The sequence below is a fragment of the Deltaproteobacteria bacterium HGW-Deltaproteobacteria-6 genome (assembly GCA_002840435.1).
Lineage (GTDB): Bacteria > Desulfobacterota > Syntrophia > Syntrophales > Smithellaceae > UBA8904.
In genome coordinates this window covers 294,418-310,644 of record PHAT01000005.1, presented here as the reverse complement: position 1 = coordinate 310,644, position 16,227 = coordinate 294,418, and the positions used below count along the sequence as shown (strand labels likewise).

Here is a 16,227-nt window from a genome sequence, read left to right as displayed (position 1 = left end):
ACTGTACATGTGATAGGATCATTATCATGGTGTGTCAGTCGTGTAAGAGCGCGGTTATAAGCCAATGCTCAAAATCTGTCTGCTGTGGAGTACGGATATCATGAAATTACTAAAAATAAAATTTGGTTTAAGCGGTGAAAATGTCGATGCATTTGGCATACGTTTTTATGGTGAATTCGACAGCAGAATAGAACATCGCGGGAGCTTTAGCGAAATTCTGACGGATCCTGATTCGCCGCCCATGACAAAAAATAAAAGGGTTACTCTTTGGTTTATTTTTGAAAAAATCAGACCCTACAATCGGGTCTCCACTCTTCTTGGTGAGTTGATGTCCTTATTAAAGAAAGAAGGTTATATGGTGATGGTTTCATCTATCGATGGCCTTGTTGACACTACGTCATTGGATTACGCAAAACAGCCTGAAAGCAGTTTTCCCAATCCCAACAGAATGCATGGCTTTAACGCGGCCAACGGTTTTTCAATCACCATCGAAAAAACAGATGCCGAATTGAAATTTTCACAAAGAGAAATCGTGGTCATTCAGGACCTGGCAATAAAATTTGGTCAGACGGTCTATGGCCGATCCTTGAAAATGGCTGATAAGACCAGCTAAGTGGCAAAATTCAGGTCTTTTGTAAAAAGACTGATTGACTGTCAGGATTCGCTTCCCGGTTTTTCCTCCATCAATTTTTTTTGATCAAGTTGAATCAGTGCATATCTTTCGGTGCTTTTTCTTCCGGCATGGTATCCATCGGCATTTGAATCCGATGCCATGAATAAAAACTTCCGTTCCATTTTCCATCAATAATATTTCAAGATTTACAGGTCGAAGGGGCAAGCGGCCGGTCATGATTCAACCATTCTCATTTGGGCGATATGATGACGTTCTCGGGCATTGAGGATCAGCGGGTCAAAATATTTCGGTGAATGAGCCAGGATGGTGATTTTAATTGACATCCAGATGGAATTTCTCTATGCCTAGGCTTCAGACTGTAGCGGCCCGTCATGTTAATTTATTATAAAAGGAGTCCGATCATGAAAAAATTGTTGGTTGTTGTTGCCGGTATTATTTTTCTGCTGCCGGGGTGTTCTTCAGTGCAAAAAATGGCTCCGGAACAGCAGTTCAAAATTAGTTTTCCTCAAGTCAAATACGAAACGTTTATACAGGCATCCGTGCAGGGTGTCTATGAGGTTTATGACGGACAACGGATTCTCTATTACCTTCCGGAAGGCGACGTGGTTTTCGTGGGCAATATGTTTTCCAAGGACGGTAAAAATATCACGCAGGAAAGCAACACGAAAAGAATGGCTGCCAAGCTGACCAATCTGCCTCTGGAGCAGGCGCTGAAAATCGGTGACGGGAAAACGACTATCGTGGAATTCATAGATCCGAATTGCCATTACTGCCGGTTGTCCTTCAATTTTTTTAAAGAGCGTAAGAAAGACATTACGATGTATGTATTTTTCTATCCGTTGTCCGAAGATTCATCAAAGAAAGTTCGTCACATTGTCTGTGCCGGCGATAAGGTTCAAACCTACGAAGATGTTTTAAGCGGAAAACTGGATGGAAATGCTCAATTGAATTTATGCAACAGTAAAGAAGCGGAAAGCATGCTGCAAAATCATCGGCAGGTCAGTGCTAAAGTCGGCGTCCAGGCAACGCCGTTATTTTACATCAAAGGAGAGGTTGTGCCCGGTTTTGACCAGCCGGCGATTGAGAAAATCTTAGCTAAATAAAATTGTGAGGATCTATTTATGATGAAGAGAGTATGGATGGCTCTGGCAAGCGGGATATTTTTATGTGCTTTTGCCGTTGGGGTTGTTTTTGCCCAACCGGCGGGTAAGGCGATTGTGGACAATGCCTGTTCCAAGTGTCACAGCATTAAAAGGGTGGAAGCCGCCAGGAAAAATGCCTCCGAATGGGGAGCTACTCTCGATCGGATGATTAAAAAAGGCGCAAACATTAAGTCGGAAGAAAGAGATTCTGTTCTGAAATACCTCAACACATTGAACAAATAAATGAAAAAGCGGCTGTCTCCCAGAGGGGGCAGCCGCTTTTTTTTCAGTAAGAGGGAATGGTCTTGCCGCCCGCATGCCTGATGACCTGATACCCTGAGGTGTTTGCCTGTCCGGTGATTAATCCGCGGGGAAAGCGTGCCGGTTAACCCGTTCCTGAAAAATTCATATTCAATTCTAGCGAACTTTTGCACCCGTTTTGGGTTCCCGGTCAAATCCGATCAGCGTCAATCCGGCAACACCGTCTGTCGCCAGCAGCATGCCGTGTGATTCCACGCCCATCAATTTTGCCGGTTTGAGATTGGCCACCACAATAATGGATTTGCCGATAAGCTCTTCCGGTTTGTAATCCTTGCCGATTCCCGCTACGATGGTCCGCTCTTCACCAATATCGATCCTTAGTTTGACCAGCTTGTTGGATTTGGGAACCGCTTCGGCCGCCAGAATTTTTGCCACCCGTAAATCTGCTTTGGCGAATTCGTCATACTCAATTTCCGGTTTCAGGTCGATGGATGCCTTCCTGGGCTGAGGAGTCGGTTCTTTTTCAGCGCTTACCCGTGGAAAGAGCGACTCACCACGAATCAGAGCATTGCCTGCGGGCAGGACGTCGTTTCGGCGAATCACGTCCATATTGAATTTTTGCGATGGATCCAGGCCGACTTGCCGCAGTATTTTTTCTGCCGCCTGCGGCATGAACGGAGAGATTAAAATGGCGATGGCGCGTAATGCCTCCAGCAGCCGGTACATAATCGCCACCAGTCTTTTCTGGTTGGCTGTGTCCCTGGCCAGAGACCAGGGTTCGTTTTCCACGATGTATTTATTAGCGACACTGATCAACTCCCAGATAGCCATCAGCGCCTTATGGAGCGCCATGTCGGCAAAAGAAGCCTCCACGTCCGCCACTGCTTTAAGCGCTGCGACAGGCAAGCTGCTTTCCTGGTCGGATGCCGGCGGATCGGGAATTTTCCCGTCGCAATATTTAACAGCCATGGTGACGGTACGGCTGAGCAGATTCCCCAGATCGTTGGCCAGATCGGAATTGAGTCGCTGGACAAAGGCCTCTTCGGAAAAGTTGGAATCCAGGCCGAAAACCATGTCCCTGAGCAGGAAGTAGCGGAAAGCATCCAGGCCGTATTTATCTTTTAAATCCAGCGGCCGGACAACGTTGCCCAGACTTTTGGACATCTTGCTTGCATCCGAGTTCCAGTACCCATGGACATTAAGGTGCTGATAAGGCAAAATGCCCGCGGCCTTGAGCATGGTGGGCCAGTAAATGCCATGGGGTTTCAGAATATCCTTGGCGATCAGGTGCTGGGCCTGCGGCCAGAATTTGTTAAAATTTTCTCCGTCGGGATAGCCAACCGCAGTGACGTAATTAATCAGCGCATCAAACCATACATAGGTTACATACTGGTCATCAAACGGCAGGGTGATGCCCCATTCCAGGCGCGTCTTGGGACGTGAAATGCAGAGGTCTTCCAGCGGTTCCCTTAGAAACGCCAGGACTTCGTTGCGATACCGCTCCGGACGGATGAAATCCGGATTGTCCTGAATATGCCGGATCAGCCAGTCCTGATATTTGCTCATGCGGAAGAAGTAATTGCTTTCCTTGCGGTGTTCCGGAACGGTTTGATGGTCCGGGCACTTGCCGTCCACCAGCTCTTTTTCCATGTAAAAACGTTCGCAGCCGACGCAATAAAATCCTTCATATGCCCCGAAGTAAATATCGCCCGCGTCGTAGACTTTCTGCAAAATGGCGCGAACGGTTGCCATGTGATTTGCGTCGGTAGTTCGGATGAAGTAATCGTTGGTGATCGCCAGTTCAGGCCACAGATTACGGAACTGAGCGCTGATTCCATCCGCGTATTGCTTGGGGCTGACGCCCGCTTTTTGCGCAGCTTCGGCGATTTTGTCGCCATGTTCGTCCGTGCCGGTGGCAAAAAAAGTTTCGCTTCCCGCCATGCGGGCGTAACGGGCCAGAACGTCGGCAACTATGGTAGTATAAGCGTGCCCGATGTGCGGGGACGCGTTAACGTAATAAATAGGGGTTGTAATATAAAATGGCTTGGACATGATGGTTGGCAGCTCCTTAGGACTCCGTGCGCTTTTTATTGGCGTCCCGCGCATTTGTTATTTTATGTTTTGCCGGCTGCGGCTCGCCAGCTGCCGGCTCGGTTTCGGTTTTCGCGCCCCGCGCGCATTTTTTGGCTCCCGCGTAGCCCTCATGTTCGAATGACAGACAACACATCAGCCTTCCGCATAAACCGGATATTTTTTCCGGATTGAGCGACATGCTTTGTTCCTTGGCCATCTTCACGGTAACGCGATCAAGATTTTGCAGGATGCCGGCGCAGCAAACCGTCCGGCCGCAGACGGCGAGACCCTTGATGATTCTCGCCTGCTGCCGTGCGCCGATTTGTTTGAGTTCGATCCGGGTTTTGAATTTAGCAACCAGGTCTTTGACGAGTTCACGGAAATCCACACGGCTTTCCGCCGTGAAGTAAAAGATCATTTTGCTTTTATCAAAGAGGCATTCCACTGTAATCAGCTTCATGGCCAGATTTTTTTCCTGGATTTTTTCCATGCAATATTTTCTGGCTTCTTCTTCAAGCAGCTCCAGTTCTTCTCTGACGCGCAGATCATCTGCGGTCACTTTGCGCAAAACATTCTTGAGATTGGGTGGCAGCTGATGAGATTCGCACCGACAGACGTCGGTTACGACAACTCCCAGCGCAACGCCGTTGTCCGTATTGACCAGCACCTGATCGTCCTTATGAACGATCAGGTCGCCCGCGTCGAAATTGTAAATTCTTCCTTCTTTTTTAAATTTTACGCCGATGATATTGGTCAACACGTTTAGTCCTGCTTTACGATTTAATTTTATAAATGAAGCTTAAATGCCATTGCTTCTAATGTCAACGATTTGTTCACGTTCATTTCAATCGCTTCGTTTGATTTATCCACCAGAGCGATATTCTGCAGAATCTGTTCACCGCCTAAACGCCCGGCTAAAGAAGCAATGGCGGGCAGATCATCCGCATTGATGATCATGGCGGCCTGAGCCGTTTCTTTATAGACGAGTGCGTCGCGAAAATAGGTATTGAGAATCCTGAGTCCCTGCCTGATCTCCTTTTTGTCCTGTCCCAGAAAAGAGGCAAGCGTCAGCAGACTCAGGGGATCCTTTCTGCCTGCGGCAGTCAGGATACGGCTTAACTCGGTGCGAAAAGCGATCATGTCTTCGGAATTCAGTTCCAGCGCCTGTCCAATCGAACCTCCGGAAAGGGAGGCGAGCAATAAAGCTTTGGATGGATTCATTTGCCTTTGTTCGATCAGGAACGTTGCCACGGTTTCCGCCGTAAGCGGGTTCATGCGCACATGACGGCAGCGCGAAAGGATGGTTTGAGGCAGCCAGTAAGGACGGGCGGTTACCAGCATGATGATATTGTCATGTGATGGTTCTTCCAGTGTCTTTAAAAGGGCGTTGGCGGCCTGTTCATTCATTTTATCCGCGTCGTCGATAATAAACACGCGCCTCTGTCCTTCCAGAGGTTTAAAGGTCATTTGCTGCTGAATGTTGCGGATGGCGTCGATGCGGATAAATTGTGCCTGTGTTTCCACTAGATGAATGTCGGGGTGGTTGCCGGAGGCCATTTTCCTGCAGGAGGGACAGTTGCCGCAGGCGTCATTTAAAGATGATGCGTTTTCACAGGTCAGCGCTTGCGTAAAGGCCAGCGCCAGTGCTTTCTTGCCGATGGCATCAAGCCCGCTGAAAATATAAGAATGCCCGACCCGCGAAAGCGCCATGGCTTTCTGCAGCATACCGATTTGCTTTTGATGGCCGTAAATGTTTTTAAAAGACATAACGATAACGCAACTGTCCGGAAAGTTAGCTTTGCCTGTCCATGAATTCCATAATATGCCCGCGGACGTCTTCGGCAATCCTGTCCACGGTCCGCGCTGCGTCAATCACCCGAAAACGTCCGGGCTCCGCCGATCGGAGATTCAGGTAACCCTGCCGTACACGGTTATGAAAATCAAGTTTTTCTTTCTCGAAGCGGTCGGCGGATGACGGGTCTTTGAGTTCGGCGTCACGCCTGCCTGCTCTTTGCAGACCGATTTCCACCGGTAAATCAAAAAGCAGCGTCAAAGCCGGTTTTAGCTGTCCGGCGCAATAATCATTAATTGTTTTGATGAAATCGGGATTAAGACCGCGTCCTGCCGCCTGATAGGCGAAGGTTGCGTCGGAAAACCGGTCGCATAAGACATATTTCGCTTCATTCAATGCCGGCAGAACGACTTCTCTGACGTGCTGCGCGCGCGCCGCGCAAAACAAAAGCAGTTCCGTTTCCGGGCACATGGCCTGATGGCCGCGGTTGAAGAGAATATCGCCTATTTTCCTGCCGATCGGGGTTCCCGATGGTTCCTGCGTCAGCATTATGGGAATGTTTTTCGCGATCAAATATTCGCCCAGAAGTTTCACTTGTGTGGATTTGCCGGAGCCTTCAACTCCTTCAAAGGTAATAAATTTATTCATGGGCGATTTTTTCCCGCAGCTAATGAGCTGAATAAATTGATGAAGAAAACGTTGTCCCGTTTTTTTCGTCCGGTTTAAAAGAATCCAATACGGAAACCGTATTAAAAAAGCAGGGGAAAGATCCGCCGGTCAGGACGGACATTCCCCCCAACATTAAAGTAAAACTGATTTTGCTATTTTTCCTCTCCGGGAACAATTGCTTCCACCGGGCACTGATCGCAGCAAGCGCCGCAGTCTGTACATAACTTGGGATCAATCACGTATTTGTCATCGCCTTCGGATATTGCTTCTACCGGACACTCATCCTCACATGAGCCGCAAGCAATGCATTCATCTGTAATCACATATGCCATGTTTTTATAAATCTCCTTTAATTAAAAATATTCGCGTTCTTCCAATTCAAGCCGGTTTCAGACAGACACCACTTCCTTGACGGAAGGCACTTGCTGTTTAAGAATCTTTTCGATGCCCATTTTCAAGGTCATTTGCGACATCGGGCAGCCGTGGCAGGCGCCGGTCAGTCTGACCTTGACCACGCCGTCTGCGGAAACATCGACCAGTTCAACATCACCGCCGTCCGCCTGCAGTCCGGGTCGGACTTTATCGAGCGCTTTTTGTACTTCTTCCTTCATAAAATATTCTCCATTTTTCTGCTGGTTGGATAGTCGACCACACCTGAAATCAATGCGGCATCTCGTTTACCATGTCACTGACGACCGAACGGGCGACATCGGCCAGTTCCGGCTTGAAAAACGTGTAGGTTTTTTTCAGCTGATGACCCGCTTTCCACATGATTTTTCCGGTTTCCGCATCAATCAACTTTAAACCGATGCTGACTTTTGCCAGCTTGTCTTTTTCCACGGTATAATTCCAAAAATCAACAGCGACTAATAAAAAAGCATCCGTTTTTGTCAACTCACCGATTTTCTTGCTTAATGCCGCATCGGAGTAATTCACGGTGTTAAGCTTGGCCAGGTAGTCCACCATGGTTTTGTTCAACTCCGGGTTGCTGTTCATCTGGCGATTCAGGCTTGCCGTATCCGTAACGTCGCTAAACCATTTCTTATCCATGAGCACGCCGGGAACGATCTGTTCAATAGGCTGGCGCGCTTCCTCAAATGTTCCGACATCCGCGGTAAAAACTGCGATTCGCTTGGGATGATAATCTTTTGCCGCAGGATCCAGTTGAGAATAGCGCAATCCGCCGCAGCCGATAACGCTCAAGACGGTACTAATCAAAATAATTCGAGTTAAGAATTTTTTTAGCATTATCTTTACTCCTTTCATTTGCTTTGCATCGTAAACTCAGCCCAGAACGTAACAGCAGAAAACAGCAAAACCAGCAATGATATAGCTTGTTTCCAGGAGCCCCTCGATGATCCCTCCTGAAAGCCCCGCCCTTCTATCACAAAGTCGGAAACAAATCCATATATATAATATACACAAAACCAGGAAATAACTTAAAGTTGAGCTCCACGAGGCAGGGTGGGATATTAGTAAAATAATCAATAATATCAGAATGATAATTTTCAGCAACACTTGGGTTTTTTCCTTGCCGATGACAACAGGGATGGTTTCCCGCCCCAGGAGTTTGTCGCTTTGAATATCCATCATGTCCGACATGGCTGACCGTGTGAAGACCAGGGTGAATGTAAAAATAAAAGCGACTGCCGTCCCGGCATCGAAATGGCGGTTCAGACTTAAAGCCGGTAAAACGGCTGTCACTATTCCCCAGGCCGCCGCCGTAAAAAAGTTTTTGGAACCGGGAATATCTTTCAGACTCTGAAAACGCCATCCCTCAGGCAGGATTTTCATATTGTATAAGCCGCCGGCGAGCGAAATAATAAATAACAGTAAGAAAGAAAACAGACTGTTCATGAACGACAGGATCAGAGCAATCAGCAGTGAAACAATGGCCGCCAGACGATAATGTTTTTCGTGGAGTAAATAGGATTTCTCGCGGAAAGAGCCGATCAGCCCCGATTCCTTGCGGCTCACCAGCCGGTTCAGCACGTGCATGGCATAAACAAAAAAAGAAGCAACGGCAATGGATGAAATATGGACGGGGATTTTTTGCAGATGCATGCCCGCCCAGGCGAGACATCCCGCACCCAATGCGGAATAGAAGTCCGTTTTGACCGCCCATAACCACAGTTTAAGGAGGAACCCCGCTTTTTTGTATGGCGTGCCGTATCCTTCCGCTATATTGTCCATGACCTGGTCGATAATCCAGTTTGGCGTGGAAGCGCCGGCGGAAACCCCGATGCTTTTATAAGGGGTCAGGTCAATATCTTTTATTTCTTCAGCCGTTTCGATATGAAAAGTCGGTGTGTTTTGTTTTTTGGCCAGATCGGCCAGGCGGCAGGTATTCGCGCTGTTTTTGCCGCCGACGACGAATAAAGCGTCCATTTCGGAAGCCAGGGTGATAATGTCTTCCTGCCTTCTTTCCGTGGAGGAACAGATCGTGTTGAAAACGACGGCCTGCGGATTTTTCTCCTGAATTTTATTAACGATGTTGGTGTAATGATCCGTGTCCTGGGTGGTCTGGGCCACGATGCAGACTTTGTCCATAGCGGGTAATTTTTCCGCGTCCGTAAGGGTCGAGACAATAATGCCCCGGCCTTCGGTATAACCCCACAGACCATCCACTTCCGGGTGTTCACGGTCTCCGGCGATGATGACCGTGTAGCCCAGAGCCGTGTGCTTTTTGATAATGGCCTGCACGTAGCCGACCTTGGGACAGGTGGCATCAATAATTTTAATGCCGCTTTCCTTGATTTTTTTCCTTTCGCCGGGCGCGATGCCGTGCGCCCGGATAATCAGCCCCGCCTGTTTTTTGTCCGGGATTTCATGGATATCGCTGATGGCCGTAATCCCGCGATTTTTCAGGAGTTCAATGGTTTGGGGATTATGGATCAGGGGGCCGTAAGTATAGATGCGCCTGCCTTTCTCATGCTGGGCAATATCCAGAACCGTATCCACCGCCCGGCGCACGCCCATGCAAAATCCGGCTGTTTTGGCGAGTTTTATTTCCATTCAGTTTGTCTTCCGTGCCAAAATGAAAAATTCCTTGTTGCCGGCCGGTCCTAAAAGAGCAGAAGTGCAGGTTCCCTGCACCTCCAGTTCTTTTGATTGACAAAAGAAGCGGATTTCCTCTACGACACGCTCATGAACATTTGTGTCTTCCACCACCCCGTTTTTGCCGACTTCATCTCTTTTTGCTTCAAACTGCGGCTTGATCAGAGCCAGGATTCGGGCATGATCAGCGATGAGCGGCAGCACTGCGGGGATGACGGTTTTCAGCGAAATAAACGAAACATCAATAACGGCAAGCGCGGGCTTTTCATCGAGGTCTGCGCCGTCGTAATGGCGGATGTTGGTGCGCTCAATGACCACTACACGCGGGTCTTCACGCAGCTTCCAGGCCAGTTGGCCGTAGCCGACATCAACGGCAAACACTTTGCGCGCGCCGGCCGCAAGCAGGCAGTCGGTGAAACCGCCTGTGGATGCTCCGACGTCCAGAACGGCAAAACCGTTTACATCCAGCGCAAAATGATCCAGGGCGCCCCTTAACTTCAAACCGCCGCGGCTGACGTAAGGGTGATCTTCTCCCTTAATGGAAAGAGCTGCGTCCCCGAAGACCAGCGCACCGGCTTTATCCATGCAGCGTGTTTCCATATTAACGGCGCCGGACAGAATCAGGACGCGGGCCTTCTCTATAGTGGGGGCAATGCCGCGCTCCACCAGCAAGGCGTCCAGACGAATTTTTTTACCGTGCTTATTCATGATGTGCTGATAAGGAATCTTCGTTTAACATTTTCTCTGCCGCCCGGAGGATGCCTTTTTCATCAAGGCCATACTGAGAGCGTAATTCGGCCTGTGTTGCGTGTTGTACAAATTCATCCGCGATTCCCAATCTTCTGACCGTTACATCCGTTATGCCGTTTTCGGCGAACAATTCCAGGACGGCGCTGCCAAATCCGCCGTCCAGAACATTTTCTTCGACCGTCAGAATTTTATGAACGGACGCCGCTGTTTTTAAGAGTAATGCCGCGTCGAGCGGTTTGATAAACCTGGCGTTGATGACTTGAACGAAGATTCCTTTATCCGCCAGTGAGCGAGCCGCCTTCATGGCCGGCTCGACGGTTGCGCCTACGGCAATGATGGCCAGATCGGAACCCTCGCAAAGCACTTCGCCGCGGCCGATGGGCAATGTAGAAAGCTCGTCATCGAGGGGAATGCCGATGCCCCTGCCGCGCGGGTAACGAATAGACACGGGCGAGCCGCAGCTGACGGCTGTTTTGAGCATATGCCGCAGTTCGTTTTCATCTTTCGGGGCCATCATGATGATATGGGGAAGATTACGCAAATAAGAAAAATCAAACAGCCCCTGATGAGTCGCACCGTCTTCACCGACAAAGCCGGCGCGGTCGATTGCAAAAACCACGGGCAGCTTTTGCAGACAGACATCGTGTAATATCTGATCATAAGCGCGCTGCAGGAAAGTTGAATAAATTGCCACAACCGGCCGGAGGCCTTCCATGGCCAAACCGGCGGCAAAGGTGACGGCCAGCTGTTCGGCAATGCCGACATCATACAAACGCCGGGGGAATTCCTGTCGAAATTTATCCAGACCGGTACCTTCGCACATGGCAGCCGTAACGGCGACAACGCGGGAGTCGGCGGAGGCGAGATCAATGAGCGTTTTGCCGAAAATCTCCGTATAGGAAGGCGCGGTATTGGCCGATGGAATCGTCAAACCGGTTTCCACGTCAAAGGGCGCAATGCCGTGATAGGTCGGCGAATTATCCTCGGCAAATTTGTAGCCCCGGCCTTTTTGCGTAATGACGTGAACCAGCACCGGCCCCTTTAATTTCTTGACGTTTTCAAAATTTTTGATGAGGTAATCCAGGCGATGCCCTTCCAGCGGTCCGACGTACGTGAAACCGAGTTCTTCAAACAACGCGCCGGGAACAACAAAGGTTTTCACGGATTCCTCGATTTGTTTCGAAAACTTTAAAATCTGCTCGCCGACACCGGGAATGCTTTTCAGGAAGTTTTTCAGCTCGCTTTTGAATTTGGTGACCCTGTCGCCGGTCATGATTCTGTTTAAATAAGACGATAAGGCGCCGACATTCGGAGAAATGGACATTTCATTATCATTTAACACAATGATCAAATCTTTATCGCGGTCACCCGACCAGTTTAATCCTTCAAACGCCATGCCGGTGGTGAGGGAGCCGTCGCCGATTACCGCGATGGCTTTGTAATGTTCGTTTTTCAGGCATTGGGCTTCGGCAAACGCCGCCGCCGCCGCAATCGAGGTTCCGCTGTGTCCGACATTAAAAGCGTCATAGATGCTTTCTTCCCGCTTGGGAAAACCACTCAGGCCGCCCTGCTTTCGCAAGGTGGAAAACTTATCCTTACGTCCCGTAACAATCTTGTGGGCGTAAGACTGATGGCCGACGTCCCAGATGAGCCGGTCTTCCGGTGTATTGAAAACATAATGCAGCGCCAGAGTCAGTTCCACCGTGCCCAGCGATGAAGCGAGATGGCCGCCTGACGATGCCACGGTATTGATGATGAAGGTTCGTAATTCCTGCGCCAGCTTGTTGAGTTCCGCCAGATTGAGTTTCCGGATGTCGGAAGGAAAATTCACCTTCGGCAAAACGTCATAATCGGTTATTTCAACTGGTTTCATTGGTATGGGTAACCCTTTAAGATTTTCTATCCATAATATAGCGGGCGATGACTCTCAACGGCAGTGCCCGTGAATCAAAAGCAGCGATGGAGGCAGTGGCCGCATCCACATGGTCGGCGAGTTTTGCCTTTGCATTTTCCAATCCGAGGAGAACCGGATACGTGACCTTGCCGCGAGCGGCGTCGCTGCCGGTTTTTTTGCCCATGAGTTCGCTGTCGCCTTCCACGTTGAGAATGTCGTCGGCGATTTGAAAAGCGATGCCGATGTGGCTGCCGTAAACACCCAGCGCCTGAATTCTGGTGTCGCTTGCACCGGCCAGAATCGCTCCGGATTTAACGGCCGCCACGATCAACGCGCCGGTTTTACGCCGGTGAATATCCATCAACCCCTCAAAATCAGGCGCAATTTTTTCCGCCCGGATATCCAGCGCCTGTCCTCCCACCATACCCGCAATACCTGCGGCGTGGGCAATTTCCTGGATGACGGCCAGGCGCCTCTCCGCGGCCAGCCGGACTTTTTCAGCACGGGACAGGAGTACAAAGGCCTCCGTTAAAAGAGCATCGCCGGCGAGGACGGCCACCGCTTCACCGAAAACCTTGTGGCTGGTGGGTTTGCCGCGCCGGAAATCATCATTGTCCATAACCGGTAAATCGTCATGGATCAGGGAATAAGTATGAATCAATTCGAGCGCGCAGGCGACAGGCATCGCCGGCGCCATATCGCCGCCGCACGCCTCAAGCGCCGCCAGGCAAAGAATCGGCCGGATTCTCTTGCCGCCGGCGAATACACTGTAGTGCAAGGCGGCATGTAAGTCCTGCGGATTATTATCTTTCCCCGGAAGATATCGTTCGAGCGCCTCTTCCACAATTTTCTGCCGGTCTTTTAAGTAAGCCTCAAGGAAATCCTCATGGTTCATCAGTGTTATCATCCTGAAATATTTTTGTTTGCAGCGAATTATCTTTTTCCAGAAGCTGTTCGACGCGGCGCTGAGTCTCATCGAGTTTTGCGGAACAGAAACGGATCAGCCGAATGCCTTCTTCAAAAGATTTCAGCGCCGAATCCAGCGGCATTTCACCCGCTTCCATTTCCCTTACTATATTTTCGAGTTTTTCCAAAGCATCTTCAAATTTTTCCTTCGCCATGATCTTTTACTCCCCGTTTATTTTTTCCACCCGCGCCCGGATGCTTCCGGAAGCGAGTTGGATACTGACGCTTTCGTCCAGGGTCAACCCCCGGGCCTGACGGACGATTTCTCCATTCGATAAGCGCCGCGTGATGCTGTAACCTCTCTGCAATACCGCAAGCGGATTTAAGGAAGAAAGCAGGGCCGCGTTTTTTTCCAGCCGTCCTCCCCGATCTTTGAAATAGCAATTCCAGGCATCCGCGATGCCTTTTCCCAAATGGTCGAGGGAAATTCTTTTTTCACGGATCCGGCGCTCCGGATTCCGGCTTTGCAAACCCAGTTCCAAGCGCTGGAGTTTGCTTTTCACGGCTTGCGTATTTTGCGTGACGGCGCGCTGAATTCTTTCGCGCAGATCATCCAGATGAATGGAATAATCAATCAGGAAGCGGCGTGGATCTTTAAATCGGGCCTGCAGGGACGCCAGCTGCTCTTTTTGATCATCAAGATGACGGCGCTCGCCGGCCACCAGCCGCTGCCGCAGATTCTGAATCCTGTCCTGCAGCTGCACTCGCAGCGGAACCACCAGCTCCGCCGCCGCCGACGGCGTGGGTGCACGCAGATCCGCGACAAAATCACAAATCGTAAAGTCGGTTTCGTGGCCGATTGCGGAGACGATGGGAATGGGTGAATGAAAAATTTCTCTGGCCAGGGATTCATCATTGAAAGGGGCAAGATCCTCCAGCGAGCCGCCTCCCCGTGCAATAATAATGATATCGACGCTGCCGTGAGCGTGAAGTCGGCGCAGAGCGGAGATGATTTCAGCGGCGGCATCGTTTCCCTGAACCCGGGTGGGGGCGATCAGAATATGAACGGAGGGAAAGCGGCGGCGGGTGATATTTAAAATATCCCGGATAACCGCACCGGTCGGCGAGGTGACGACGCCGATGCGGCGGGGCAGAAAAGGCAATGCTTTTTTACGGGACTCATCAAATAATCCTTCGGTCGCCAGTTTTATTTTAAGCTGCTCAAATGCGATTTGCAGCGCGCCCACACCCTGTGGCTCGATGGATTCCACAAGGAGCTGGTATTCGCCGCGCGGCGGATAAGCGCTGAGGCGCGCCCGACATAAAATTTTCATGCCGTCTTCCAGATCAAACTTTGGCGCGCGGTTTTGAGAATAACCGTATGGGCGAAAATAAACCGCACGAACCTGGCTTTTATCGTCCTTCAGTGTGAAATAGACGTGGCCGGACTGGGGCCTGCGCAAATTGGAAACTTCACCTTCCACCCAGAGGGAACCGAAGGTTTCCTCCAGAAAGGTTTTAATATTATCGTTAAGTTGTGAAACGGTCAGAAAGTCTTTCATCCACCTAATCCTGACTGGTGGAGTACCAGATATTCGCGGGTAAGACAAGATTCAATTCCGTAAGAATTTCCGTTTGCCTGGTATTGAGGCTTGTGTTAATGACCGTTAAACAGGGGGGTGCATACATGTCCGATAAGTATGATCTGATTGTCATTGGCGGCGGTCCGGGGGGGCTGGCGGCGGCGGAACTGGCGGCAGCAAAGAAAAAACGAGTCCTGATCATCGAAAAAGACGGCTGGGGAGGCACCTGCACGCACCGCGGCTGCATTCCCACTAAAGCGCTGCTTACCTGCAGCAAATTTTATTCTGATTTGAAAAAACTCAAACGCGTCGGGGTCAATATTGGCAATGCCGCCGTCGATTTTCCTGCCATGAAGAAACACCAGCAGCAGATTGTTAAAATCGCAGCCCTCGGCGCGCAGAAAAGTCTTACGGATGCCGGGGTGGAATTCAGGCAGGGTATGGGTGAGATAGTGTCGCCTCACGAGGTGCGTTTTACGGATTCATCCGCACAAAGCCGCATATTGATGACGGATCATATTCTCATCGCGTGGGGGTCGCAGCCGCAAATCCTGGCGGGTCTCCAGACATCGGAACGGATTCTTACCTCGGACGATATTCTCGGCATGGCAACACTGCCTTCCGCGATGATCATTGTCGGCGGCAGTTTTATCGGCGTCGAATACGCCACGGTATTTGCCGAACTCGGCGTGAAGGTTATCCTGGTGGAATTGCTGGATCATATTTTGCCGCTGGAGGATGAAGAAGCCGCGGATTTTCTCAACCAGGAGCTGGCCCGGCAGGGAATTGCCGTCCACACATCAACTAAGCTTGTCAGCCTCAAAGAGTCAGCGGGCGGTGTTGTGATGCAGGTGGAAAAAAATGGTGAAGCCACGGAAATGCGCGCCGCATGCGCCCTGCTGTGCACAGGCCGGAAGCCGCTTTTACACGTCGAACAGTTGGATAAATTGGGAATGGACTATACGAAAGCCGGAATCAAAGTGGATGAGAATATGATGACCACCGTCCGGGGGATTTATGCCGCAGGCGATGTTACAGGGGGCATGATGCTGGCGCACCGCGCAGCGAGGCAGGCCAAAGTCGCTGTGGAAAGGATGTTTGGCGACGGTGATTATGCCTATCAGGAAAACTTTATTCCATCCGTTGTTTACAGTCATCCACAGATCGCGCGCGTCGGTTACACCCCGAGGCGGGCCCGGGAGGAAGGATTAAACATAGAAATTGTTAAATCCAATTACAGCGCCAACATCATTGCCCGCGCCGAGTTGATGGGGCAGGGTTTTGTCAAGGTTGTCTTCCATCAGGACAAAATCATCGGCGCGGTCATCGTCGGCGACCATGCCGCCGACCTTCTTTCACCGCTTGCCCTGGCGGTTTCCAATGAATTAACCAGAAAGCAGCTCGCCTGCTGGGTCATTCCCCACCCGACACTCAGTGAAATAATGAATTTTCCGGATTGATGACCG

17 protein-coding genes are annotated in these 16,227 nt (G+C 50.3%); 4 read left to right on the top strand and 13 right to left on the bottom strand.

Features of this window, described 5'->3' with window-relative positions:
* The first annotated feature begins 64 nt into the window (after positions 1 to 64).
* The 3 genes from CVU71_11610 (at position 65) to CVU71_11600 (ending at position 2,019) form a co-directional block, all read left to right on the top strand.
* Positions 65 to 613 (top strand): hypothetical protein, encoded by a 549-nt coding sequence (locus CVU71_11610; protein PKN18155.1) that lies wholly within the window; start codon positions 65 to 67, stop codon positions 611 to 613.
* Positions 614 to 1,005: 392 nt separating this feature from the next.
* On the top strand, positions 1,006 to 1,737 hold the full coding sequence (locus CVU71_11605; GenBank protein PKN18154.1) for a hypothetical protein: 732 nt from the start codon (positions 1,006 to 1,008) through the stop codon (positions 1,735 to 1,737).
* Between the two features lie 18 nt (positions 1,738 to 1,755).
* Complete coding sequence (locus CVU71_11600) at positions 1,756 to 2,019, top strand: hypothetical protein (GenBank protein ID PKN18153.1); 264 nt, start codon at positions 1,756 to 1,758, stop codon at positions 2,017 to 2,019.
* A 174-nt stretch (positions 2,020 to 2,193) separates the two neighbouring features.
* On the opposite strand, the gene CVU71_11595 is transcribed toward CVU71_11600, so the two are convergent.
* From CVU71_11595 to CVU71_11535, 13 genes are all read right to left on the bottom strand, one after another.
* Positions 2,194 to 4,089, bottom strand: coding sequence for a methionine--tRNA ligase (locus CVU71_11595; protein PKN18152.1), 1,896 nt, complete (start codon positions 4,087 to 4,089; stop codon positions 2,194 to 2,196).
* A 16-nt stretch (positions 4,090 to 4,105) separates the two neighbouring features.
* On the bottom strand, positions 4,106 to 4,900 hold the full coding sequence (locus CVU71_11590; protein PKN18151.1) for a stage 0 sporulation protein: 795 nt from the start codon (positions 4,898 to 4,900) through the stop codon (positions 4,106 to 4,108).
* Entirely contained in the window at positions 4,897 to 5,877 is a 981-nt protein-coding gene (holB, locus tag CVU71_11585) for a DNA polymerase III subunit delta' (GenBank protein ID PKN18150.1), read from the bottom strand. Before holB ends, CVU71_11590 begins: the two co-directional genes overlap by 4 nt.
* A 25-nt stretch (positions 5,878 to 5,902) precedes the next feature.
* Positions 5,903 to 6,550: a dTMP kinase gene (locus tag CVU71_11580; GenBank protein PKN18149.1), complete on the bottom strand. Its 648-nt coding sequence runs from the start codon at positions 6,548 to 6,550 to the stop codon at positions 5,903 to 5,905.
* A gap of 173 nt (positions 6,551 to 6,723) precedes the next feature.
* Positions 6,724 to 6,903 carry a ferredoxin gene (locus CVU71_11575; protein PKN18148.1) on the bottom strand — a complete coding sequence of 60 codons (180 nt, stop codon included), beginning with the start codon at positions 6,901 to 6,903 and terminating at the stop codon, positions 6,724 to 6,726.
* Between the two features lie 57 nt (positions 6,904 to 6,960).
* A complete protein-coding gene (locus CVU71_11570) occupies positions 6,961 to 7,182 on the bottom strand; it encodes a hypothetical protein (protein PKN18147.1) in 222 nt (73 codons plus the stop codon).
* Between the two features lie 49 nt (positions 7,183 to 7,231).
* A complete protein-coding gene (locus CVU71_11565; protein ID PKN18146.1) occupies positions 7,232 to 7,819 on the bottom strand; it encodes a hypothetical protein in 588 nt (195 codons plus the stop codon).
* A gap of 36 nt (positions 7,820 to 7,855) precedes the next feature.
* A complete protein-coding gene (gene ispH, locus CVU71_11560) occupies positions 7,856 to 9,586 on the bottom strand; it encodes a 4-hydroxy-3-methylbut-2-enyl diphosphate reductase (protein PKN18145.1) in 1,731 nt (576 codons plus the stop codon).
* Positions 9,587 to 10,336: a TlyA family rRNA (cytidine-2'-O)-methyltransferase gene (locus tag CVU71_11555; GenBank protein PKN18144.1), complete on the bottom strand. Its 750-nt coding sequence runs from the start codon at positions 10,334 to 10,336 to the stop codon at positions 9,587 to 9,589. It lies immediately after the preceding gene.
* Positions 10,329 to 12,251, bottom strand: a complete 1,923-nt coding sequence (gene dxs / locus CVU71_11550; protein PKN18143.1) for a 1-deoxy-D-xylulose-5-phosphate synthase — start codon at positions 12,249 to 12,251, stop codon at positions 10,329 to 10,331. Before dxs ends, CVU71_11555 begins: the two co-directional genes overlap by 8 nt.
* 16 nt (positions 12,252 to 12,267) lie before the next feature.
* Positions 12,268 to 13,179 (bottom strand): polyprenyl synthetase, encoded by a 912-nt coding sequence (locus tag CVU71_11545; GenBank protein PKN18142.1) that lies wholly within the window; start codon positions 13,177 to 13,179, stop codon positions 12,268 to 12,270.
* On the bottom strand, positions 13,157 to 13,393 hold the full coding sequence (xseB, locus tag CVU71_11540; protein PKN18141.1) for an exodeoxyribonuclease VII small subunit: 237 nt from the start codon (positions 13,391 to 13,393) through the stop codon (positions 13,157 to 13,159). The genes CVU71_11545 and xseB overlap by 23 nt, the downstream gene beginning before the upstream one ends.
* Before the next feature lie 6 nt (positions 13,394 to 13,399).
* Entirely contained in the window at positions 13,400 to 14,740 is a 1,341-nt protein-coding gene (locus CVU71_11535) for an exodeoxyribonuclease VII large subunit (GenBank protein PKN18140.1), read from the bottom strand.
* A 98-nt stretch (positions 14,741 to 14,838) separates the two neighbouring features.
* Here CVU71_11535 and lpdA point away from each other — a divergent pair, with 98 nt between their 5' ends.
* Positions 14,839 to 16,221 (top strand): dihydrolipoyl dehydrogenase, encoded by a 1,383-nt coding sequence (gene lpdA / locus CVU71_11530; protein PKN18139.1) that lies wholly within the window; start codon positions 14,839 to 14,841, stop codon positions 16,219 to 16,221.
* The last annotated feature ends 6 nt before the right edge of the window (positions 16,222 to 16,227 follow it).

What these genes read in the sequence shown, in the direction of transcription:
- CVU71_11570 (PKN18147.1), bottom strand. Translation starts at nt 7,182, where the DNA reads ATGAAGGAAGAAGTACAAAAAGCGCTCGATAAAGTCCGACCCGGACTG.
- CVU71_11580 (PKN18149.1), bottom strand. Translation starts at nt 6,550, where the DNA reads ATGAATAAATTTATTACCTTTGAAGGAGTTGAAGGCTCCGGCAAATCC.
- holB (PKN18150.1), bottom strand. Translation starts at nt 5,877, where the DNA reads ATGTCTTTTAAAAACATTTACGGCCATCAAAAGCAAATCGGTATGCTG.
- xseB (PKN18141.1), bottom strand. Translation starts at nt 13,393, where the DNA reads ATGGCGAAGGAAAAATTTGAAGATGCTTTGGAAAAACTCGAAAATATA.
- CVU71_11555 (PKN18144.1), bottom strand. Translation starts at nt 10,336, where the DNA reads ATGAATAAGCACGGTAAAAAAATTCGTCTGGACGCCTTGCTGGTGGAG.
- CVU71_11535 (PKN18140.1), bottom strand. Translation starts at nt 14,740, where the DNA reads ATGAAAGACTTTCTGACCGTTTCACAACTTAACGATAATATTAAAACC.
- CVU71_11605 (PKN18154.1), top strand. Translation starts at nt 1,006, where the DNA reads ATGTTAATTTATTATAAAAGGAGTCCGATCATGAAAAAATTGTTGGTT.
- CVU71_11545 (PKN18142.1), bottom strand. Translation starts at nt 13,179, where the DNA reads ATGATAACACTGATGAACCATGAGGATTTCCTTGAGGCTTACTTAAAA.
- lpdA (PKN18139.1), top strand. Translation starts at nt 14,839, where the DNA reads ATGACCGTTAAACAGGGGGGTGCATACATGTCCGATAAGTATGATCTG.
- CVU71_11565 (PKN18146.1), bottom strand. Translation starts at nt 7,819, where the DNA reads ATGCTAAAAAAATTCTTAACTCGAATTATTTTGATTAGTACCGTCTTG.
- CVU71_11610 (PKN18155.1), top strand. Translation starts at nt 65, where the DNA reads ATGCTCAAAATCTGTCTGCTGTGGAGTACGGATATCATGAAATTACTA.
- CVU71_11595 (PKN18152.1), bottom strand. Translation starts at nt 4,089, where the DNA reads ATGTCCAAGCCATTTTATATTACAACCCCTATTTATTACGTTAACGCG.
- CVU71_11575 (PKN18148.1), bottom strand. Translation starts at nt 6,903, where the DNA reads ATGGCATATGTGATTACAGATGAATGCATTGCTTGCGGCTCATGTGAG.
- CVU71_11600 (PKN18153.1), top strand. Translation starts at nt 1,756, where the DNA reads ATGATGAAGAGAGTATGGATGGCTCTGGCAAGCGGGATATTTTTATGT.
- dxs (PKN18143.1), bottom strand. Translation starts at nt 12,251, where the DNA reads ATGAAACCAGTTGAAATAACCGATTATGACGTTTTGCCGAAGGTGAAT.
- ispH (PKN18145.1), bottom strand. Translation starts at nt 9,586, where the DNA reads ATGGAAATAAAACTCGCCAAAACAGCCGGATTTTGCATGGGCGTGCGC.